We start from the raw sequence: 19230 nt of genomic DNA, 5'->3' as shown, positions 1-19230 counted from the left end.
TTCAGTCCTCTTTTCTAAAGCTTATCCCTATTATCGCATTTATCGAGCTTGAATTTCAATCAATAAATCACCAGTTTCAATAATATCTTCATTTTGAACATAAATTTGATCAATAACACCATCAAAATTCGCTTGAATCGTTGTTTCCATTTTCATTGCTTCAGTAATTAAAATTGGTTGCCCTGCTTTCACACGTTCGCCTTTTTCTACAAGAACTTCTAACACAGAACCTGGCATAGTTGCACCAACATGTTCTTTATTCGTAGGCTCGGCTTTTCTACGTAACGCAGTTGTCCCTTTTACACTAATATCTTTGACAACCACTTCGCGACCTTGACCATTTAGCTCAAAGTACAGAATACGATTGCCTTCAGAATCTGGTTCGCCGATTTGGATGAGTTTCACAATTAGCGTTTTTCCTTTTTCAATCCGAACTTCAACCGATTCGCCATTACGCATACCATGGAAGAAAGTTGGTGTATCCAATAACGTTACATCACCATATTGATCATGCATTTTACAGTAATCTAGGAACACTTGTGGATACATAATATAGCTCAATACGTCTTGATGACTTGGCTCTGCTCCCATTTTTTCAGCTAACTCCACTTTTTTAGCAGCAAAATCAACTGGCTCAGCTAACGAACCTGGTCGTACAGTAATTGCCTTTTTGTCTTTCAAAATAATTTTTTGTAATTTTTCTGGGAAGCCTCCAACAGGTTGACCTAAGTCGCCGCGGAAGAACCCAATTACTGAATCAGGGAAATCAATAGATTCTCCTTTTTCATAAACATCTGCTTCACTTAAATTATTTTGTACCATAAACAGAGCCATATCTCCAACAACTTTAGACGATGGAGTTACCTTCACAACATCACCAAACATTTCATTTACAATGGAATACATTTGTTTAACATCTTCCCATTTATCAGCTAAACCGACTGCTTTGGCTTGTTGTTGTAAGTTAGAATACTGTCCACCGGGCATTTCATGTTGATAAACTTCTGTTTGAGGAGCGCTAATCCCATTCTCAAAATCAGTATAGAATCCACGAACATCTTCCCAATAATGATTTAATTGTTGAACATTCTCGATTTGAATATCTGGTGTACGATCCCCATTGACTAAAGCATAATACAAACTACTCATACTTGGTTGACTAGTAGCTCCACTAATTGCACTCATAGCTACGTCCACAATATCTACACCGGCTTTTACAGCTGAAGCATAGGTAAAGATTCCATTTCCACTTGTATCATGGGTGTGTAAATGAATTGGAACATCAATCGTTGCTTTTAATTCACTAATTAAACGATACGCTGCTTGTGGCATTAACAATCCTGCCATATCTTTCACCGCAATAATATGTGCACCTTGACGTTCCAGCTCTTTTGCCATGTCTTTATAATAATCTACGGAATATTTTGCTCGTGTAGGATCATTAATATCACCTGTATAACAAATTGCTGCTTCTGCAATTTTGCCAACATCACGAACCGCTTGAATACTTTTTTCCATTTGTGGAATCCAGTTTAAACTATCAAAAATACGAAAAACATCAATCCCGTTAGTTGCTGCTTGTTGGATAAATTCTACAATTACATTGTCTGGGTAATTTTGATATCCCACTGCATTAGAACCTCTAAACAACATCTGGAATAATGTATCCGGCATCCGACGACGTAATTTTCTTAAACGTTCCCAAGGATCTTCATTTAAGAAACGATAAGCCACATCAAATGTTGCACCGCCCCACATTTCTTCTGAGAATAATTGAGGGATTCCTTTTTGCGTTTCTTCCGCAATATTAACAAAATCTTGTGTCCGAACTCGCGTTGCCAATAAACTTTGATGGGCATCACGGAAAGTTGTATCTGTTAAAAGAACTTGATTTTGATTACGTACCCAATCTACGACGGCATCTGCACCCTTTGTATCTAAAATAGTTTTCGCACTTACATAAGGCTCATTTGGTAAAATTAGCTTGCTTGGTTTACGAGCAGCTTCTAAGAACACTTTTTCACCTTTTTCAATCCCAGGAAAACCATTTACTGTAATATTGCCAATATATTTCATCGTTTTATTGCCACGATCTCGTGTTTTCGAGAATTTAAATAGTTCTGGTGACGTATCAATAAATGTTGTTTTTGCATCTCCCGATAAGAAAATCGGATGAGAAATCACGTTTTGCATAAATGGAATATTCGTTTTAACCCCACGAATACGGAATTCTTTTAACGAACGCTCCATTTTTTGGACGGCATCTCCAAAAGTCATTCCTTGCACACAGACTTTAACTAATAATGAGTCAAAGAAAGGTGAAACAACACTTCCTTGGAAGCCATTACCAGCATCTAAACGAATACCAAAACCACCTGGTGAACGATACGTATCGATTTTCCCAGTATCCGGTAAGAAATTATTCATGGGATCTTCTGTTGTAATTCGACATTGAATAGCTGAACCAATCATTTTAATATCTTTTTGTTGTGGCAAATGAATATCTGTGAACAAATCCATTCCCATTGCAATTTTGATTTGTGATTGAACAATATCAACCCCTGTAATCATTTCAGTAATCGTATGCTCTACTTGAACACGAGGATTCACCTCAATAAAATAAAAACGATCACCTTCCAATAAAAATTCAACAGTTCCAGCATTTATATAACCCACATGTTTCATCAATTGGACTGCCGCATCACACATTTCTTCCCGCAAATCTTCTGAAATTGAAACACATGGTGCAACTTCAACAACTTTTTGGTGACGACGTTGGACAGAACAATCACGTTCAAATAAATGCACAACATTTCCATGACTATCCCCTAAAATCTGAACTTCAATATGTTTAGGACTAGAAATATAACGCTCCACATAAACTTCATCACTACCAAAAGCCGCTTTAGCCTCACTTTTAGCACGTTCATAACTATCTTTTGCTTCCGTTTCAGAACCTGCTACACGCATCCCACGACCACCGCCGCCAAGAGCCGCTTTAATCATAATCGGATACCCATGAGTTTTTCCAAATTCTAAGACTTCTGCTAAACTTTCAACTGGACCATCTGTCCCAGGAATTGATTGAATCCCCGCAGCAATAGCAGCTTCTTTAGCTTTAATTTTATCTCCAAAAATATCTAAGTGATGTAAATTAGGACCAATAAAAATAATCCCCTCTTCTTGACAACGACGAGCAAACGCCAGATTTTCAGATAAAAATCCATATCCAGGATGAATCGCATCTGCTCCAGCATATTTTGCAATACGGATCATGTCTTCAATATCCAAGTACGCTTCAATAGGTTTCTTGCCTTTACCTACTAAATAAGCTTCATCAGCTTTAAAACGATGAACAGAACTTGCATCTTCTTGTGCATATACAGCAACTGTATCAATGTGTAACTCCGTACACGCTCTGAAAATACGAATTGCAATCTCACCACGGTTGGCTACTAATACTTTTTTCATGACCCCACTCCTCTTAAACCTATTTTTTACAACTATAACTATACTTGCTTTTAAATAAAGACAAAAGTAATAAGCTTTCTTTGCTACCAACTAAGTAAACGGATTCTACCCATGATGGCAAAAAAAGACTTCATAAAGCAAAGTCTTTTTCATGCTTATTTTTTATTATACACAATTATGTCACTAGTTAACATCAAATTTGCTATTTTTTTCTAATTGTTTTCTAATTTTCTACTTTCAAGCAGTTGTTCCTCTGCTCGTATCCTCTCAGTTGCACTAACGTTCAAGACTAAACCTATCGAAATCGTCAATATAAGCGTACTAGAACCACCATAACTAATAAAAGGGAATGTTACCCCGGAAATAGGTAAAAGCCCAAGGACTCCGCCTAAATTAATAAATCCTTGAACAAGGAGCATCGTTGCAATTCCAATACATAACAACGAACCAAATGCATCTTTTGCACGAATACCAATCAAATAAATACGTAAAATTAAAAAGAAGAATAACGAAACAACAACTAATATCCCAATCAATCCCGTTTCTTCACCTAAAATAGACATAATAAAATCTGTATACGGTTCAGGTAAATACCCAGTTTTTTGCACACTTTTACCGATTCCAACTCCAAAAATCCCACCACGTCTTAAAGCAAAATAGGAGTTTACTAATTGATTCCCTTCGTTGTTAGATAACGCAAATGGATTCCAAAAAGCCAAAAAACGGTTATATTGGTACTGTTCTAAAAATGGAATCTTTGTTCCATAAATTTTTACTAACTCTACAACCCCTAAAATCAAACCAACTCCAGTAACTCCTAAGCCAATTCCTAAAGTAGCAGAGATTCCACTAGCAAAAATCATTACAACACCAATCACTAAAAGAATTCCTGCACCACCAACATCTGGTTGAATCACGATTAAAAGTAAAAAGACTAAAAAGATAATCGATGGAGGCGTAATCGTTTGACGAAATTCATGGACAATTCCTTTTTGTTTTTTTGAAAAAATAAAAGCAAAATACCAAATAATTACAATTTTAGCAAACTCTGCTGGCTGAATACCGAAAGAACCCACTTGCAACCAACCTGCTGCACCATTAACTTTTTCACCAAAAAGAAATAGATAGATTAGCATGACGATAATCACAACAACCGCTGCCATCATCAATTGTTTATTTTTCAGCATCTTGTATTTAAACATCAACACAAACATTGTAATAAAAAAGCCGACAAACACAAAAGCACTTTGCAAAATTAAATATCTAGTCGCTGATTTCCCTTGAAGTTCTACTGCAACAAAACTGCTTGCACTGTATACCATCAAAATACCAATAACTGACAAAATAATGTAAGGGATAAAGATATAATAATCAATATATTTTAATTTTTTCATTGATTCAAAGGCTCATATATAGAAATAAGTTAGCCCCTTAACCTCCCTTATTTGTTAAACTTGTTCTTTCTTTTCATCGTACATTTCTGTATAGACGTCATTTAAGTTCTTTTCTAAATCGCTTAAAATACGGTGACCATCTGAAATTTCTAGCACACCAATTTTAACCGCGTACTCAACTTCTTTAGAAAAACCATACATCTGAGTATCAACAACTTCTTCAAATGCTGGACATTGTGCCAAACAAAGGTGTTGCTTTTGACTATTAATTAAATTATAAATTTTGTCTGCATCAGCCATTAAGAAATCAAAGGCTTCTTGTTTTTGAACAAATTCCTTCATAATCAGGTTTCCCTCCTTTAGTTTATCTCTTGTATTATAGCATAATTTCAATTCATATAGCTCTTCATTCAAAAAATTAATTTCATTAAATTTTTATTAGATACCCATACTTTGGATGAATTTAAGTTGGTTTTATAGCAAGAGGCCACTTTTTCTTTATACAAATTCAACAAAATATTATTGTTCTAAAACCAATTTATGAAATCCTTACTGAGAATGCTCAACCAATTTATAAAGTCAATGAGAGCTTTTTTAGATGTAAAATTTTTGATATCACTGATTTAATGGTTCAATCTTTCAACCTCTTTTCTTATAAATCTAAGATTAATTCGCCCATTAGATTAACCTCGATTACAGCCTCTCTGGTAGTCATCCATTCACTTTAAACGAAGAAACGGTTCCCTGTGATATTGATAAAAGAAAGCTAACTATGGGTGGCGATGAATACCATATTGCAAACGATAACAACCAAAATCAACTTAGGTTTCTATTAACTGCAAATTGCCTTAGACTAAATCTATTATACAGCACGCTATACTTTCTCCTAACAACTTTAAAAAAAGAAATTTTTACAGAGTAGACGCTCTACTCTGTTTTTTATATCTTTCAACATTATTTCATTTAATTAAAAAAATCCCCACAATCATAAGATTGTAGGGATTCCAAAATTGTCTTATTCAGATGCTAAACGTTTTTTCTTAGCTGATTTTTCACGTTCATTTTTGTTTAAAACTTGTTTACGTAAACGAATATTTTCTGGAGTAATCTCACAGTACTCATCGTCACCTAAGAATTCTAATGATTCTTCAAGAGATAATGAACGCGGACGTTTGATTACATTTGTTTGGTCTTTGTTTGCTGAACGAACGTTAGTCATTTGTTTCGCTTTTGTGATATTTACAGTAATATCATTTTCACGAGTATTTTCTCCAACGATCATTCCTTCATAAATTTCAACACCTGGTTCAATAAAGATTGTTCCACGGTCTTCGATACCCATGATTCCGTAAGTTGTGGTTTTACCAGTTTCAGTTGAAACTAATGCACCATTACGACGTCCACCGATTTTTCCAGTTACCATTGGTAGGTATTGGTCAAATGTATGGTTCATAATTCCATATCCACGAGTCATTGATAAGAATTCAGTTGAGTAACCAATTAGTCCACGAGCTGGAGCTAAGAAAGTTAAACGAACTTGTCCGTTACCGTTGTTGACCATATCTTGCATTTCACCTTTACGTTGGCTTAATGATTCAATGATTGATCCCATGTATTCTTCTGGAGTATCAATTTGAACTAATTCAAACGGCTCACAAACTTTTCCATCAAATTGTTTCAAGATAACAGATGGACGTGATACTTGTAATTCATAACCTTCACGACGCATATTTTCAATTAAGATTGACAAATGCAATTCTCCACGACCTGAAACGATCCAAGCATCTGGAGAACCAGTACTTTCAACACGTAATGAAACATCTGTGTGTAATTGAGACATTAAACGTTCTTCAATTTTACGAGATGTTACCCATTTACCTTCGCGACCTGCGAATGGTGAATTATTTACTAAGAAAGTCATTTGTAGAGTTGGTTCATCAATATGCAGAATTGGTAATGGTTCTAAGTGATCTGTTGGTGTAACTGTTTCCCCAACGAAGATATCTTCCATACCAGATACAGCAATTAAATCGCCTGCTTTTGCTTCTTGGATTTCTAAACGTTGTAAACCGAAGAAACCAAATAATTTAGTCACACGGAAGTTTTTAGTTGATCCGTCTAATTTAGTTAAGGTAACATTGTCCCCAACTTTAATTGTTCCACGGAAAACACGTCCGATACCGATACGTCCAACATAGTCATTATAATCTAATAATGATACTTGGAATTGTAATGGTTCGTCGCTATTATCAATTGGCGCTGGAATTGTTTTAACAATTGTGTCAAAAACATTATCCATTGTTGCTTCTTGATCTGTTTTATCATCAGACATACTAGAAGTTCCGTTCATTGCTGAAGCGTAAATTACTGGGAATTCTAATTGATCGTCATCTGCACCTAATTCAATAAATAATTCTAAAACTTCATCAACAACTTCAGCCGGACGAGCTGCATCACGGTCAATTTTGTTTACTACTACGATAGGAACTAATTTTTGTTCTAATGCTTTTTTCAATACAAAACGCGTTTGCGGCATTGTACCTTCGTATGCATCAACAACTAAAACTACCCCATCAACCATTTTCATGATACGTTCTACTTCGCCACCGAAATCCGCGTGACCAGGGGTATCCATGATATTAATACGAGTACCTTTATAATCTACAGCAGTGTTTTTCGCTAAAATGGTAATTCCACGTTCTTTTTCAATATCGTTAGAATCCATTGCGCGTTCTGCTAGTTCATTGTGTGAATCTAATGTTTCAGATTGTTTTAACAATTCATCCACTAAAGTCGTTTTACCGTGATCGACGTGGGCAATAATTGCAACGTTTCTAATGTCAGTTCTTCTTTTCATAAATATTTTCCTCCAAGACTCTTTAAGAGTTATTTCAATGCTACTGATTCGCTATCCACTTCTACGTGTAAAACAGTTCGCTTCAAGCTACATAATAAGGTAAGCTACTTGGGAACTTTCATAAGTTTCTGCAAAATCTCAATTGAAAACGCACTGAAAACTTATGAAGACAACTATCAACTTGTCTAGTCTAACACTAAATTAACGCTTTGAAAAGGAAAAAATCTTACTTTTAATGGTTTTTTTTTAGAAAACGTTTCATAAATAATAATTCACTCATTTTTTTATTATCTATCTAATAAAAAAGGACGAAAAATAACAAAAAGAACTGAAATAAATCAGTTCTTAATTTGATACAATCAACTTAGTTGAATCCACTTAACTAATTCTTCACCAAAATCCGAGCAACTTAGTTCCGTTGCGCCTTCCATCTGACTGGAAAAATCCACCGTCACACGCTTACTTTCTATTAAATGTTCAATGCTTTTCGTAATAAGATTGGCAACTTCATGCCAACCTATATAATCAAATAATAACGCCCCTGATAATAACAACGAAGACGGATTCAATTTATTCAACCCAGCAAATTCTGGTGCTGTTCCATGAGTTGCTTCAAAAATCCCATGACCCGTAACCCCATTCAAATTAGCTCCAGGTGCAATTCCAATGCCACCAACTTGAGCAGCCAAAGCATCTGAAATATAATCACCATTTAAATTCAAGGTAGCAATTACATCATATTCAGCTGGATGAATCAATATTTCTTGCAAAAAGATATCCGCAATTCGATCCTTAATAATTAGTTTATTTTCTACTTGAGCTTTTTGGTATGCTTGATCAGCAAGCTCTTTCCCATGTTGCTTCCTAAGTTGATCATAGGTATTCCAAGTAAATACTTGATTCGCAAATTCCCGTTCTGCTAACTCGTATCCCCATTGTTTAAAACCACCCTCAGTAAATTTCATAATATTTCCTTTATGAACTAGTGTCACAGATTTCCGCTGATGCTTTAGCGCATGTTCAATGGCACTACGAATCAAACGCTCAGAGCCTTCTTTAGAAACCGGTTTAATCCCGAGTGCTGAAGTCGACGGAAAACGAATTTTATCCACGCTCAGCTCTGTTTTTAAATAACTAATTAACTGTTCAACTTCACTACTTCCTGCCGCAAATTCAATCCCAGCGTAAATATCCTCTGTATTTTCTCTAAATATCATCATATCCGTTAATTCAGGATGACGCAAAGGCGACGGCACACCATTAAAATAACGAACAGGTCTATAACAAATATACAAATCTAGTGTTTGTCTTAACGTAACATTTAACGAACGAAAACCACCACCAATTGGAGTAGTTAACGGTCCTTTAATTGCAACAAAATGTTCTTTAATAACAGATAGTGTTTCTTCTGGCAACCAATTCCCAGTTTGTTTAAAGGCTTTTTCACCAGCAAGCACTTCTTGCCAAACTACTTGACGTTGCCCGTGGTACGCTTTTAGAATAGCCACATCAAAAACCTTTTTAGCCACTTGCCATATCTCCGGACCAATTCCATCTCCTTCAATAAAAGGAATAATCGGATTAACAGGCACCATCAATTGACCATTATGTGCTTCAATTTTTACACCTTGACTCATATGTCCACTCCCCCTACCACTACTTGGTTGTTTATTGGTTGATAAACTTGATTTTTCGGTCCTACATATTGAGAACGAGGACGGATCAAACAATCCTCATTTTTCTGTTCAGAAATATGACCTAACCAGCCTGAAACTCGACTCATAGCAAAGATTAAAGTAAATAAATCACGATTAATTCCTAAGCAGTGATAAACTGTCGCTGAATAAAAATCGACATTAGGAATTAGTCCTTTCGTTGTTTTTAAATATTCCTCAACTTCACATGATAGAATATACCACTGCTCTTTTCCAGTAATCGTCGCCAATTTTTTCGCTAATGCTTTTAAATGTTTTTTACGTGGATCCTCCGTTTTATACACTCGATGACCAAATCCCATAACTTTTTCGCGTCGATCTAACTTTTGATCCAAATATTCAGCAACACTTAACTCTCCATTTTCAATTTCAACTAACATATCAAAAACGCGCTCATTTGCTCCACCATGAAGTGGTCCTTTAAGAGAACCAATCGCTGCAGTAATACACGAATAAATATCTGACAATGTAGAAGCGCATACACGAGCAGTAAAGGTACTTGCATTTAAATCATGATCCGCATGTAACACCAGAGATTCATTCATAGCCGCTACCATCATCGGACTTGCTTCCTCTCCTGTCAACATATAAAGAAAATTAGCAGAAAAAGATATATCCATTCGTGGTGAAATCGGATCTAGCCCAACTCTCAAGCGCGAATAAGCGGCAATAATTGTCGGTATTTTTGCTTGTAAAGAAAGACTCTGTTCATAAATAGTCTCAGAATCTATCTCTTCTGCCTTTGGATCAAATACACCTAATAATGAAATCGTTGATCGAAGGACACTCATTGGATGAAGATTTTGGCGCGTTTGTATTTTTAAACATGTAATGATTGTGTCAGATAATTCACAGTTTTCTTTTAACTGCGTTGTAAAAATCTGAAATTCTTCTTCCATAGGCATCTTCAAATGCCATAACAAATAAACAACTTCTTCAAAGGAAACACCTTTTGTAACTAATTCATCAATGTTATAACCTGCAAAAAGAAGCTGGTTATCAACAATCGAACTAATTTGTGTTTCTGAAACAACAACTCCTGCTAACCCTTTATAAATCTTCATTTTATCCCCCCCTTTTTTATCCACTCACAAAACAGAATTAGCTCATTTTCAGTTTTTTACGAACTACCATCGGTAAAATTCCACCATGGCGATAGTATGTTAAATCCACTTCTGAATCAAATCGTACAATTGTATCAAATCGAATTTTGGAACCATCTTCTTTAACCGCGGTCACTTGAACGCTTCCTAAAAGTCCAATATCATCTTGAATCTCAATCGTAAAGGCTTCTTTACCCGTTAGCCCTAAACTTTCAGCATCTTCACTAGCTTGATATTGCAAAGGCAAAACACCCATCATAACTAAATTAGACCGATGAATTCGTTCATAACTTTTAGCAATAACCGCTTTAACACCTAACAGTTGAACTCCTTTTGCTGCCCAATCTCGAGAAGAGCCCATTCCATAATCAGAACCTGCTAAAATCAGCAAACCTTTCCCGATTTTTTGATAACGCATCGCCGCGTCATAAATTGACATTTCTTCATTAGTCGGAGCATAAATAGTCACTCCACCTTCTGTGTTCGGGACAAGTTGATTACGAATTCGGATATTCGCTAACGTTCCACGCATCATAACTTCATGGTGACCTCGTCGAGAACCATAGGAATTGAAATTCCGAATCGTGATGCCTTTTTCTTGTAAATATTTTCCAGCAGGACTATTCGGTCCAATACTACCAGCTGGCGAGATATGATCAGTAGTAACTGACTCACCAAATTTAGCTAGAACAGCTAAATCCTTTAATGGTTGAATCGCTTTAGGTTCCATTGACATTCCATCAAAATAAGGCGGATTGGCAATATACGTTGAATCTACATCCCACGGATAAAGAGCCTCATCACTAGTTTCAATTGCATTCCAATCTGGGTTATCACTAAAAACATGTTGATATTCTTTCTTAAACAATTCAGGAGTCACATAGTTTTGAATAAGCGACTCAATCTCTACCCGTTTTGGCCAAATGTCACTGAAATATACCGAACTCCCATCTTTAGCTGTTCCGATAGGTTCATTTACCAAATCCACATCTACAGTTCCTGCTAAAGCATACAATACAACTAATGGTGGTGAAGCTAAATAATTAGCTTTAACTAACGGATGAATCCGCCCTTCAAAATTTCGATTACCACTTAAAACTGCCGACACTAAAAGGTCATTATCTTTAATGGCTTCCTCCACTTCTTCCTGCAAAGGTCCAGAATTCCCAATACATGTTGTACATCCATATCCAACAAGATTAAAACCTAATTGATCCAAATAAGGCAGTAAGCCGGATTTTTCTAAATAGCCAGTAACAACTTTTGAACCTGGAGCTAGAGATGTTTTCACATAAGCTGGAACTTCCAATCCTAATTCAACCGCTTTCTTCGCCACTAAACCAGCGCTTAACATAACAAAAGGATTCGATGTATTTGTACAAGATGTAATTGCTGCAATTCCTAAAGCACCTGTTTTCATAGTAAAAATTTCATTTTTCAGTTCAACTGGAATTGCTTTCTCAAATTCACTAGCTTTTAAACCAAAACCACTAGTACCTTCCTCAACTAAGACTGCCCGTTTAAAATCAGTTTTCATATTAGAAAGTGGAACCAAATCTTGCGGACGTTTAGGACCAGCTAAATTAGCTTCAATCTGACTTAAATCTAGTTCAATCACTGATGTATAATCTGGATTTTCAGTTTCATTGGGAACATAAAATAATTGATTTAATTTTAAATACTGCTGTGTCATTTCAATATGCTCTGGGTCCCGTCCAGTTAAACGTAAGTAGTTTAATGTCTCTTCATCTACTGGGAAAAAGCCACAAGTTGCACCATATTCAGGAGCCATATTTGCTACTGTTCCACGATCAGCCAGTGTCAATGAACGTAAACCCGGACCGAAAAATTCAACAAATTTTCCAACTACCTTTTGCTCTCGTAATACTTGGGTTACTTTCAACGCTAAATCAGTTGCCGTTGCTCCATCTGATAATTCATTCATAAATCGTACACCAACTACATCTGGAATTGGAAAGTAAGAAGGCTCACCTAGCATACTTGCTTCTGCCTCAATTCCGCCTACGCCCCAACCTAAAACACCTAAAGCGTTTACCATCGTTGTATGGGAATCTGTACCAACCAAACTATCCGGATAAACCAAATAATTTTCAGCATCTAATTGCTTAGCAGTAACAACTGTCGCCAAATATTCTATATTCACTTGGTGAACAATTCCAGTCGCAGGAGGAACCACTCGATAATTATCAAAAGCTTTTTGTGCCCAACTTAAAAAGCGATAACGTTCTTCATTTCTCTGAAATTCCATTTTCATATTTAATTGCAAAGCATTACTTGTACCTGCTGCATCTACTTGAACAGAATGATCCACGACTAAATCCACTGGTATTTCAGGATTAATTGTTGTTGGATCGCCACCTAAATCAGCAATTGTTTTTCGTAATGAAGCTAAATCAACAATCGCCGGAACTCCTGTAAAATCCTGTAAAATGACTCTTGCCGGTTTAAAAGGAACTTCTCCATCATTCTTATCTTTATTCGACCATGTTGCCAATTTTTGTATATGTTGTTGCGTAATACCATTTTCTCCAGCCTGTCTAAGCAATGATTCAAGTAAAACACGAATTGAAAATGGTAACTTTTGAATTGAAACCCCTAATTCCCCTTCTAAAAATGCTAGTTGATAATAATGATACTTATTTCCCTTTAATTTGAAAAAAGCTTCTGATTCCTTGTTATAAATGCTCACATCTATACCTCCCCAAAAGACCGATTTCCGTAATTATACATACAATGACCTTAAATGTAAAATTATTATTCGCTTTAAACTCACAAAACCCTTCTATCATCCTTACAAAACAATGTAATGTTCATGTAACATAATTTCATTTGAAAAGTGTTTAAAATGAGTTTTTTATCATCAAACACACATTTTAACGCCATTTTATTTCATCTTTTCAGATTACTTCAGCCATTTCTATACCGATTCTAACATTTCACTGTAATTTGTTACTAAATTTCAACTTATAAATAAAAAGCGCTTTGTCTGAATACAACCATTCAGACAAAGCGCTTTTCAATCTACTTACTTTTGATTCTTTAAATAGATAGTAACAATTTCTTGATGTGCACTTGGAGTCGCTACCAAAGTTGCACTTTTAGTCAGCAAATCAATCGGTTCTCCATTCAGTTGAGTGTACATTAACCCAACTTCCTCTGCGATGACTTTGCCGGCAGCAATATCCCAAGGTTGTAAGCGATGGGTTATATATGCAGCCATTCGTCCCATTACAACACGTGCCGTTTCTACCCCAGCAGAACCTAGCATCCGAACACCAGAACTTGCTATCACCATTTCTCTCGAAGAATATTTTGAAGAACCAATCATACCACTACTAAGAGCAATCAATCCCTCTCTTAGAGAAATATCTTTCACTTTAGGTAACCGTTCGCCATTGAGAAAAGCTCCTTCTCCTTTGATTCCCCAATAAAACTCATCCGCCATGACATCATAAATGTACCCCATTTTTCCAACACCATCTTGATAAAACCCAATCATAATTGCAAAATCAGCTTGTTGCTTCACGAAATTCAAAGTACCATCAATTGGATCGATAATCCAAACACGCCCGGCTAAATCCTCAATAGAGTCGCCATTGCCTTCTTCCCCTAAAATGCGATCTTCCGGAAAATAATGACGAATTTTCTCAATAAAAAAAATCTCAGTAGCTTTATCCATATTCGTAACTAAATCATTACGATCTGATTTTTCAGCAATAATTAACTCTGTTGAAAATGACTGCTTAATTGCTTCTGCCGCTTCCTGAATCCAACCCCTTATCATTTTATCCATATCTTGTTGCGTTATCATAGAATACCTCCTTCAAATCTGTTTCGCTCTATTCCATTGTATCAAATAAAAATAAGAGAAGCGAATTGAAAAAACTCTAGAAATGCATGGACTAATTAATCCCAGTGCATACCTAGAGTAACTTTTTATAATTTAATCGTCTTATAATTGCTTTCTTTAGCTTCCTTTACAACTTTATACAAAGAATAGCCTGAAATTGATTCAAACTCCCTGCCCCATTTTTTTTCTTCGCCGATAGCTGGAATTACTTTTTTAAAAGTCTGATACTTTTTCAAAAATTCTTCACGATTAATCCCTTTTTCATAGGCTAACTCAACCATTCGCCAGAGGTCAATGACTTGAACCATTTCTTCTTGTGACCAATCTAAATCAATTGGGTAACTATAACTCTTATCCATTCGATACACCTAACGCTTTCTTTTACTTCCCTTGTTCAATAAAATCTAATTTTTCTCGAACTTCCTTAGCAACCAGTAGAATTTCTTGTTTTTCACTATCTGAAAAACCCAACTCGTAGCTAGCACTAAGACCATTTTCACCTAATAATATTGGCAATGATAACGGAATCCCTTTATAATCATCAATATCTACTAAATGAACCAACGGAACAATGGCTTCTTCATTGTTGCTAATCAACTGAAGGATCTTAGACAAAATCGCAGCAATCGTATAACCGGAGTCCATTTCTTTCAAAGCTTCACTTCGCTTCAAAATCTTTTCTTCCATATCAAACATCACATCTTGATCAAAATCATTATCAGGATTTACCGTTAAACCAAGCACCGGTGTACCTCCAACATACGCTCGGCTCCAAATAGCAACCTTTTGATTCTTCTCACTACCGCCAACAATATACCCTTTTACATCACGAACAGAAATTTTGAAAAACTTACTTAACATATTTTGAAAATAGATTGTATCAAAATACGTGCCAATTCCAAAAATACGTTCTTTTGGTAGTCCTGAAAACTTCCAGATTAAATACGTAAAAATATCTGTAGGTTCACTAGCTACAATCACCATACCATCAAAACTATTAGCCATTGCTTGGTTAATGATCTTACGAACTAGCTTGATATTTCGTTTTAAATAATCATGGTCTGTTTCTCCTTCAATTGGTTCTTCAGTGGCGGTAATCACTAAAAGATCCGTATCTTGAAAGTCTTTCTCGTTGCCAATCTTCAAAGCGCCATTGGAAAAAATAGATTCTGTATAGCTTAAATCTTCAAAAACCTCCTTCTCCAATCCTGGCAAATTCAACAAGACCAACTCTTTAACTTGCATCTTAATCATGCTTAAGAATGCGAAATCATAGGCTGATTCATTGGAACCTGCAATCATCACTTTACTCAGATGACCTCTACCCATCTAACAACCTCCTGTATTTCATCCAAATCAAAAAAGAAATAATTAAGTTTCTTTTAACTCCACTTATATTATATCTAAAAAAACACAATAAAGTAACTTTTGTAACAAAGTAATATATTTGTCATTTCATCGTAAAGAAAGCGGTTGTTTTATACATAAATTTTATAAAAAAGAGAAATAAAATTTAAATTATCTATTGTTTTTTAACGAAACATATGTTTAATAACTATAAAAAAACTTCTTGTCCAAAGAACAAGAAGTTTTTTTCAGATAAGCAACTAAAAAAGAACACTTTTCCAGCACTAATTGTCTATGCAATTAGATTTTAATTTATTTAAATGTGGATTGGTAAACCTAAAGCTAATTCAGCAGCATCCATAACAGTTTCTGCTAATGATGGATGTGCATGGATTGTTAAAGCGATATCTTCAGCATTCATGCCTGATTCAATTGCTAAACCTAATTCAGCAATAATATCACTTGCACCAACACCAGCAACTTGCGCGCCAACAAGAAGATTATCTTCTTTTGTTGTTACTAAACGAACGAATCCTTCAGTAGCATTTAATGACAATGCACGACCATTTGCTTGTAATGGGAATTTAGATGCTTTAACGTCTAATCCTTTTTCTTTTGCTTCTGCTACTGTATATCCAACAGATGCTAATTCAGGATCTGTGAAACATACAGCTGGCATTGCTTTATAGTCAACTGCTACTTTTTTACCTGAAATTGCTTCAGCAGCAATTTTAGCTTCATAACTAGCTTTGTGAGCTAACGCTAAACCAGGAACAATATCCCCAATAGCATAAATATTTGGTTTGTTTGTGCGACCTTGTGCATCAACAGTGATTAAACCACGTTCGCCAACTTCAACACCAGCTTGCTCTAAACCAAGCTCATCTGTATTTGGACGACGGCCAACTGTTACCATTACATAATCAGCATCAATTGATTTTTCTGTACCATTTACTTCATACTTAACTGTTACGCCATTATCAGTTTCAACTGCTTCTTTAGCCATTGCTCCTGTTTCAATTGCAACATTTTTCTTTTTGAAGTTATCTGTTACATATTTAACCATATCTTTTTCAAAATTTGGCAAGATTGAAGGTGAACCTTCTAAAATCGTTACTTCAGCACCTAAGTTAGCATAAGCTCCAGCTAACTCACTACCGATATAACCGCCACCGATAACAACTAATTTTTTAGGAACTTCTTTAAGTGCCAATCCACCAGTTGAATCAATAATACGTTTACCAAATTTAAAGCCTTTAATTTCAATCGGACGACTACCAGTAGCCACAATCGCATTATTAAAGCTATAACTTTGTGCGTTCGTTTCAGTCATAACACGTAAATCATGTTCGTCAACGAAGAATGCTTCACCACGTAAGATTTCAACTTTATGCTTTTTCAAAAGCATTTCAACACCAGAAGTTAACGATTTAACAACTTTGTTGTCTTTCCATTCTTGAGTTTTAGCAAAGTCTAAAACCACGTTTTCAGCTGTTACACCAAAAACTTCTGAATGCATTGCTTCTTGATAGTGATGTCCAGCGCTAATTAAAGCTTTTGAAGGAATACATCCAACGTTTAAACAAACTCCACCGATATTTTCTTTTTCAACAATAGCAACTTTTTGTCCCATTTGAGCAGCACGAATTGCTGCTACATATCCCCCAGGACCTGAACCAATTACAACTGTGTCTAATTCTATTGCGAAATCTCCTACTACCATTTTAAGATCATCCTTCCATTAATAATAATTCTGGATCAGCTAACAAACGTTTAATATTGTTCATTGCTTTTTGAGCAGTTGCGCCATCAACAATACGGTGGTCAAAGCTTAATGATAATTTCATTACGCGTCCCACTGCAAGTTCACCATCAGCATTAACAACTGGTTGTTGTGAAATAGTACCAACACCTAAAATAGCTACTTCAGGGTAATTGATAACTGGTGTGAACCAACCGCCACCAACTGAACCAATGTTACTAATTGTGATTGTACCATCACGCATGTCTGGAGCAGTTAATTTACCTTCAATTGCTAAACCAGCTTTTTCAGTAATTTCATCCGCAATTGTGAACATGCCTTTTGTATTTGCAGCTTTAATGTTTGGTACATATAGACCGTGGTCTGTATCTGTTGCAATACCGATATTAAAGTAATGTTTGTAAACAATTTCTTGTGTTGCATCATCAATAGATGCATTCATTACTGGGAATTTTTGAACTGTTGCAGTTAATGCTTTTACAACATATGGTAAGAATGTTAATTTTGTACCATTTGCTGCAGCAACGTCTTTAAATTTCTTACGGTGATCCCATAATTTAGATACTTCAACTTCGTCATGCAAAGTTACATGCGGTGCTGTGTGTTTGCTATTAACCATTGCTTTAGCAATTGCTTTACGAGTTGGTGTTAATTTTTCTCTTGTTTCAGCTTCGCCTTGTGTAGATACAAATGGTTTAGCTGGAGCTGCAGGTGCTTTTTCCACGGCTGTTTGAGTTGGTGCTGTTGTAGTAGCTTGAGCAACTGGCGCTGCAGAACCATTGAAGTTTAAGATATCTTCTTTTGTAATGCGACCATGTTTACCAGTTGGAGCAACTGCACTAATATCAATTCCTTTTTCACGAGCTAATTGACGAACAGATGGCATTGCTAAAATATTTTTAGATGGATCAGAAACGGCTACTACATCTGTACTTGTTGCTGCTACTGGTGCAGAACTTGTTGGGATTGCAGCTGGTTGTGCTGGAGTTTGTTCAACAGCAGGCGCGCTATGATCTACAAAATCTGGTGCATCAATTTCAACTAATACATCACCAACATTGGCAACTGTACCTTCTGAAACAAGAATATTTTTAACAGTACCTGTTACAGGAGAAGGAATTTCTTCCACTGATTTATCATTTTGAACTTCTAGTAATGTATCATCTTCATTAATTGTGTCACCAGGAGCAACAAACCATTTAACGATTTCGCCTTCTGCAATTCCTTCACCGATATCTGGTAATTTGAATTGGAATAACGCTACATTCCCACTAGCCGCAGGCGCTGCTGCAACTGGTTCAGAAGCTGTTGCTGGTGTTGCTGGTTCAGAATCATTATCTTCATGACCTGGAGCATCAATTTCAACTAGTACATCTCCGACTACAGCAACTGCCCCTTCTTCAACTAAGATACTTTTAACAGTACCTGTTACTGGAGATGGTATTTCTTCTACTGATTTGTCATTTTGAACTTCTAGTAATGTATCGTCTTCATTAATTGTATCGCCAACTTTTACGAACCACTTAACGATTTCACCTTCATGAATTCCTTCACCAATATCTGGTAATTTAAATTTAAAAGCCATTTTTGATAACTTCCCTTCTTTTAACTAACTAATTTTTTAGTTACAAGCATCATTTCGCTCAATTTTAATTTGCACTTATAAACAAATACAATCAATCAATAACTAATTTGAAAGGATTGATTGTA

12 protein-coding genes are annotated in these 19230 nt (G+C 35.8%); all 12 read right to left on the bottom strand.

Annotated features, from left to right (window positions below; all coding sequences use genetic code 11):
* Positions 1-39: 39 nt before the first annotated feature.
* The 12 genes from BR43_RS02935 to BR43_RS02880 all read right to left on the bottom strand — a co-directional run bounded on the left by BR43_RS02935 (position 40) and on the right by BR43_RS02880 (position 19105).
* A complete protein-coding gene (locus tag BR43_RS02935) occupies positions 40-3471 on the bottom strand; it encodes a pyruvate carboxylase (RefSeq protein WP_034559329.1) in 3432 nt (1143 codons plus the stop codon).
* Positions 3472-3683: 212 nt separating this feature from the next.
* Positions 3684-4865, bottom strand: coding sequence for an FtsW/RodA/SpoVE family cell cycle protein (locus tag BR43_RS02930; RefSeq protein WP_034559328.1), 1182 nt, complete (start codon positions 4863-4865; stop codon positions 3684-3686).
* A gap of 54 nt (positions 4866-4919) precedes the next feature.
* A complete protein-coding gene (locus tag BR43_RS02925; RefSeq protein WP_034559325.1) occupies positions 4920-5207 on the bottom strand; it encodes an Fpa/YlaN family protein in 288 nt (95 codons plus the stop codon).
* A 673-nt stretch (positions 5208-5880) separates the two neighbouring features.
* Positions 5881-7722: a translational GTPase TypA gene (typA, locus tag BR43_RS02920; RefSeq protein ID WP_034559323.1), complete on the bottom strand. Its 1842-nt coding sequence runs from the start codon at positions 7720-7722 to the stop codon at positions 5881-5883.
* Positions 7723-8081: 359 nt separating this feature from the next.
* Entirely contained in the window at positions 8082-9359 is a 1278-nt protein-coding gene (gene icd / locus BR43_RS02915) for an NADP-dependent isocitrate dehydrogenase (RefSeq protein WP_034559321.1), read from the bottom strand.
* The gene (locus BR43_RS02910; RefSeq protein ID WP_034559320.1) at positions 9356-10501 is read right to left on the bottom strand and encodes a citrate/2-methylcitrate synthase; all 1146 of its coding nucleotides are present in this window, start codon (positions 10499-10501) and stop codon (positions 9356-9358) included. Before BR43_RS02910 ends, icd begins: the two co-directional genes overlap by 4 nt.
* 37 nt (positions 10502-10538) lie before the next feature.
* Positions 10539-13250: an aconitate hydratase AcnA gene (gene acnA / locus BR43_RS02905; RefSeq protein WP_034559317.1), complete on the bottom strand. Its 2712-nt coding sequence runs from the start codon at positions 13248-13250 to the stop codon at positions 10539-10541.
* A 336-nt stretch (positions 13251-13586) separates the two neighbouring features.
* Positions 13587-14372: an inositol monophosphatase family protein gene (locus BR43_RS02900; RefSeq protein ID WP_051933791.1), complete on the bottom strand. Its 786-nt coding sequence runs from the start codon at positions 14370-14372 to the stop codon at positions 13587-13589.
* 125 nt (positions 14373-14497) lie between these two features.
* Positions 14498-14770, bottom strand: a complete 273-nt coding sequence (locus tag BR43_RS02895) for a UPF0223 family protein (protein ID WP_034559315.1) — start codon at positions 14768-14770, stop codon at positions 14498-14500.
* Between the two features lie 22 nt (positions 14771-14792).
* Positions 14793-15740, bottom strand: a complete 948-nt coding sequence (locus BR43_RS02890; protein WP_034559313.1) for a lactate/malate family dehydrogenase — start codon at positions 15738-15740, stop codon at positions 14793-14795.
* A 334-nt stretch (positions 15741-16074) separates the two neighbouring features.
* Entirely contained in the window at positions 16075-17481 is a 1407-nt protein-coding gene (lpdA, locus tag BR43_RS02885) for a dihydrolipoyl dehydrogenase (protein ID WP_034559311.1), read from the bottom strand.
* A 7-nt stretch (positions 17482-17488) separates the two neighbouring features.
* The gene (locus tag BR43_RS02880; protein ID WP_034559309.1) at positions 17489-19105 is read right to left on the bottom strand and encodes a dihydrolipoyllysine-residue acetyltransferase; all 1617 of its coding nucleotides are present in this window, start codon (positions 19103-19105) and stop codon (positions 17489-17491) included.
* Positions 19106-19230: the final 125 nt, after the last annotated feature.

This window comes from Carnobacterium gallinarum DSM 4847, from assembly GCF_000744375.1.
Lineage (GTDB): Bacteria > Bacillota > Bacilli > Lactobacillales > Carnobacteriaceae > Carnobacterium > Carnobacterium gallinarum.
Note: the sequence above shows the minus strand (reverse complement) of the source record. Positions and strands in the feature narration are given on the sequence as shown.

Excerpts from the sequence above, each read along its gene's own strand:
- BR43_RS02895 (WP_034559315.1), bottom strand. The coding sequence starts at position 14,770 with ATGGATAAGAGTTATAGTTACCCAATTGATTTAGATTGGTCACAAGAA.
- BR43_RS02880 (WP_034559309.1), bottom strand. The coding sequence starts at position 19,105 with ATGGCTTTTAAATTTAAATTACCAGATATTGGTGAAGGAATTCATGAA.
- icd (WP_034559321.1), bottom strand. The coding sequence starts at position 9,359 with ATGAGTCAAGGTGTAAAAATTGAAGCACATAATGGTCAATTGATGGTG.
- typA (WP_034559323.1), bottom strand. The coding sequence starts at position 7,722 with ATGAAAAGAAGAACTGACATTAGAAACGTTGCAATTATTGCCCACGTC.
- BR43_RS02930 (WP_034559328.1), bottom strand. The coding sequence starts at position 4,865 with ATGAAAAAATTAAAATATATTGATTATTATATCTTTATCCCTTACATT.
- BR43_RS02935 (WP_034559329.1), bottom strand. The coding sequence starts at position 3,471 with ATGAAAAAAGTATTAGTAGCCAACCGTGGTGAGATTGCAATTCGTATT.
- BR43_RS02910 (WP_034559320.1), bottom strand. The coding sequence starts at position 10,501 with ATGAAGATTTATAAAGGGTTAGCAGGAGTTGTTGTTTCAGAAACACAA.
- BR43_RS02925 (WP_034559325.1), bottom strand. The coding sequence starts at position 5,207 with ATGAAGGAATTTGTTCAAAAACAAGAAGCCTTTGATTTCTTAATGGCT.
- BR43_RS02900 (WP_051933791.1), bottom strand. The coding sequence starts at position 14,372 with ATGATAACGCAACAAGATATGGATAAAATGATAAGGGGTTGGATTCAG.
- lpdA (WP_034559311.1), bottom strand. The coding sequence starts at position 17,481 with ATGGTAGTAGGAGATTTCGCAATAGAATTAGACACAGTTGTAATTGGT.
- BR43_RS02890 (WP_034559313.1), bottom strand. The coding sequence starts at position 15,740 with ATGGGTAGAGGTCATCTGAGTAAAGTGATGATTGCAGGTTCCAATGAA.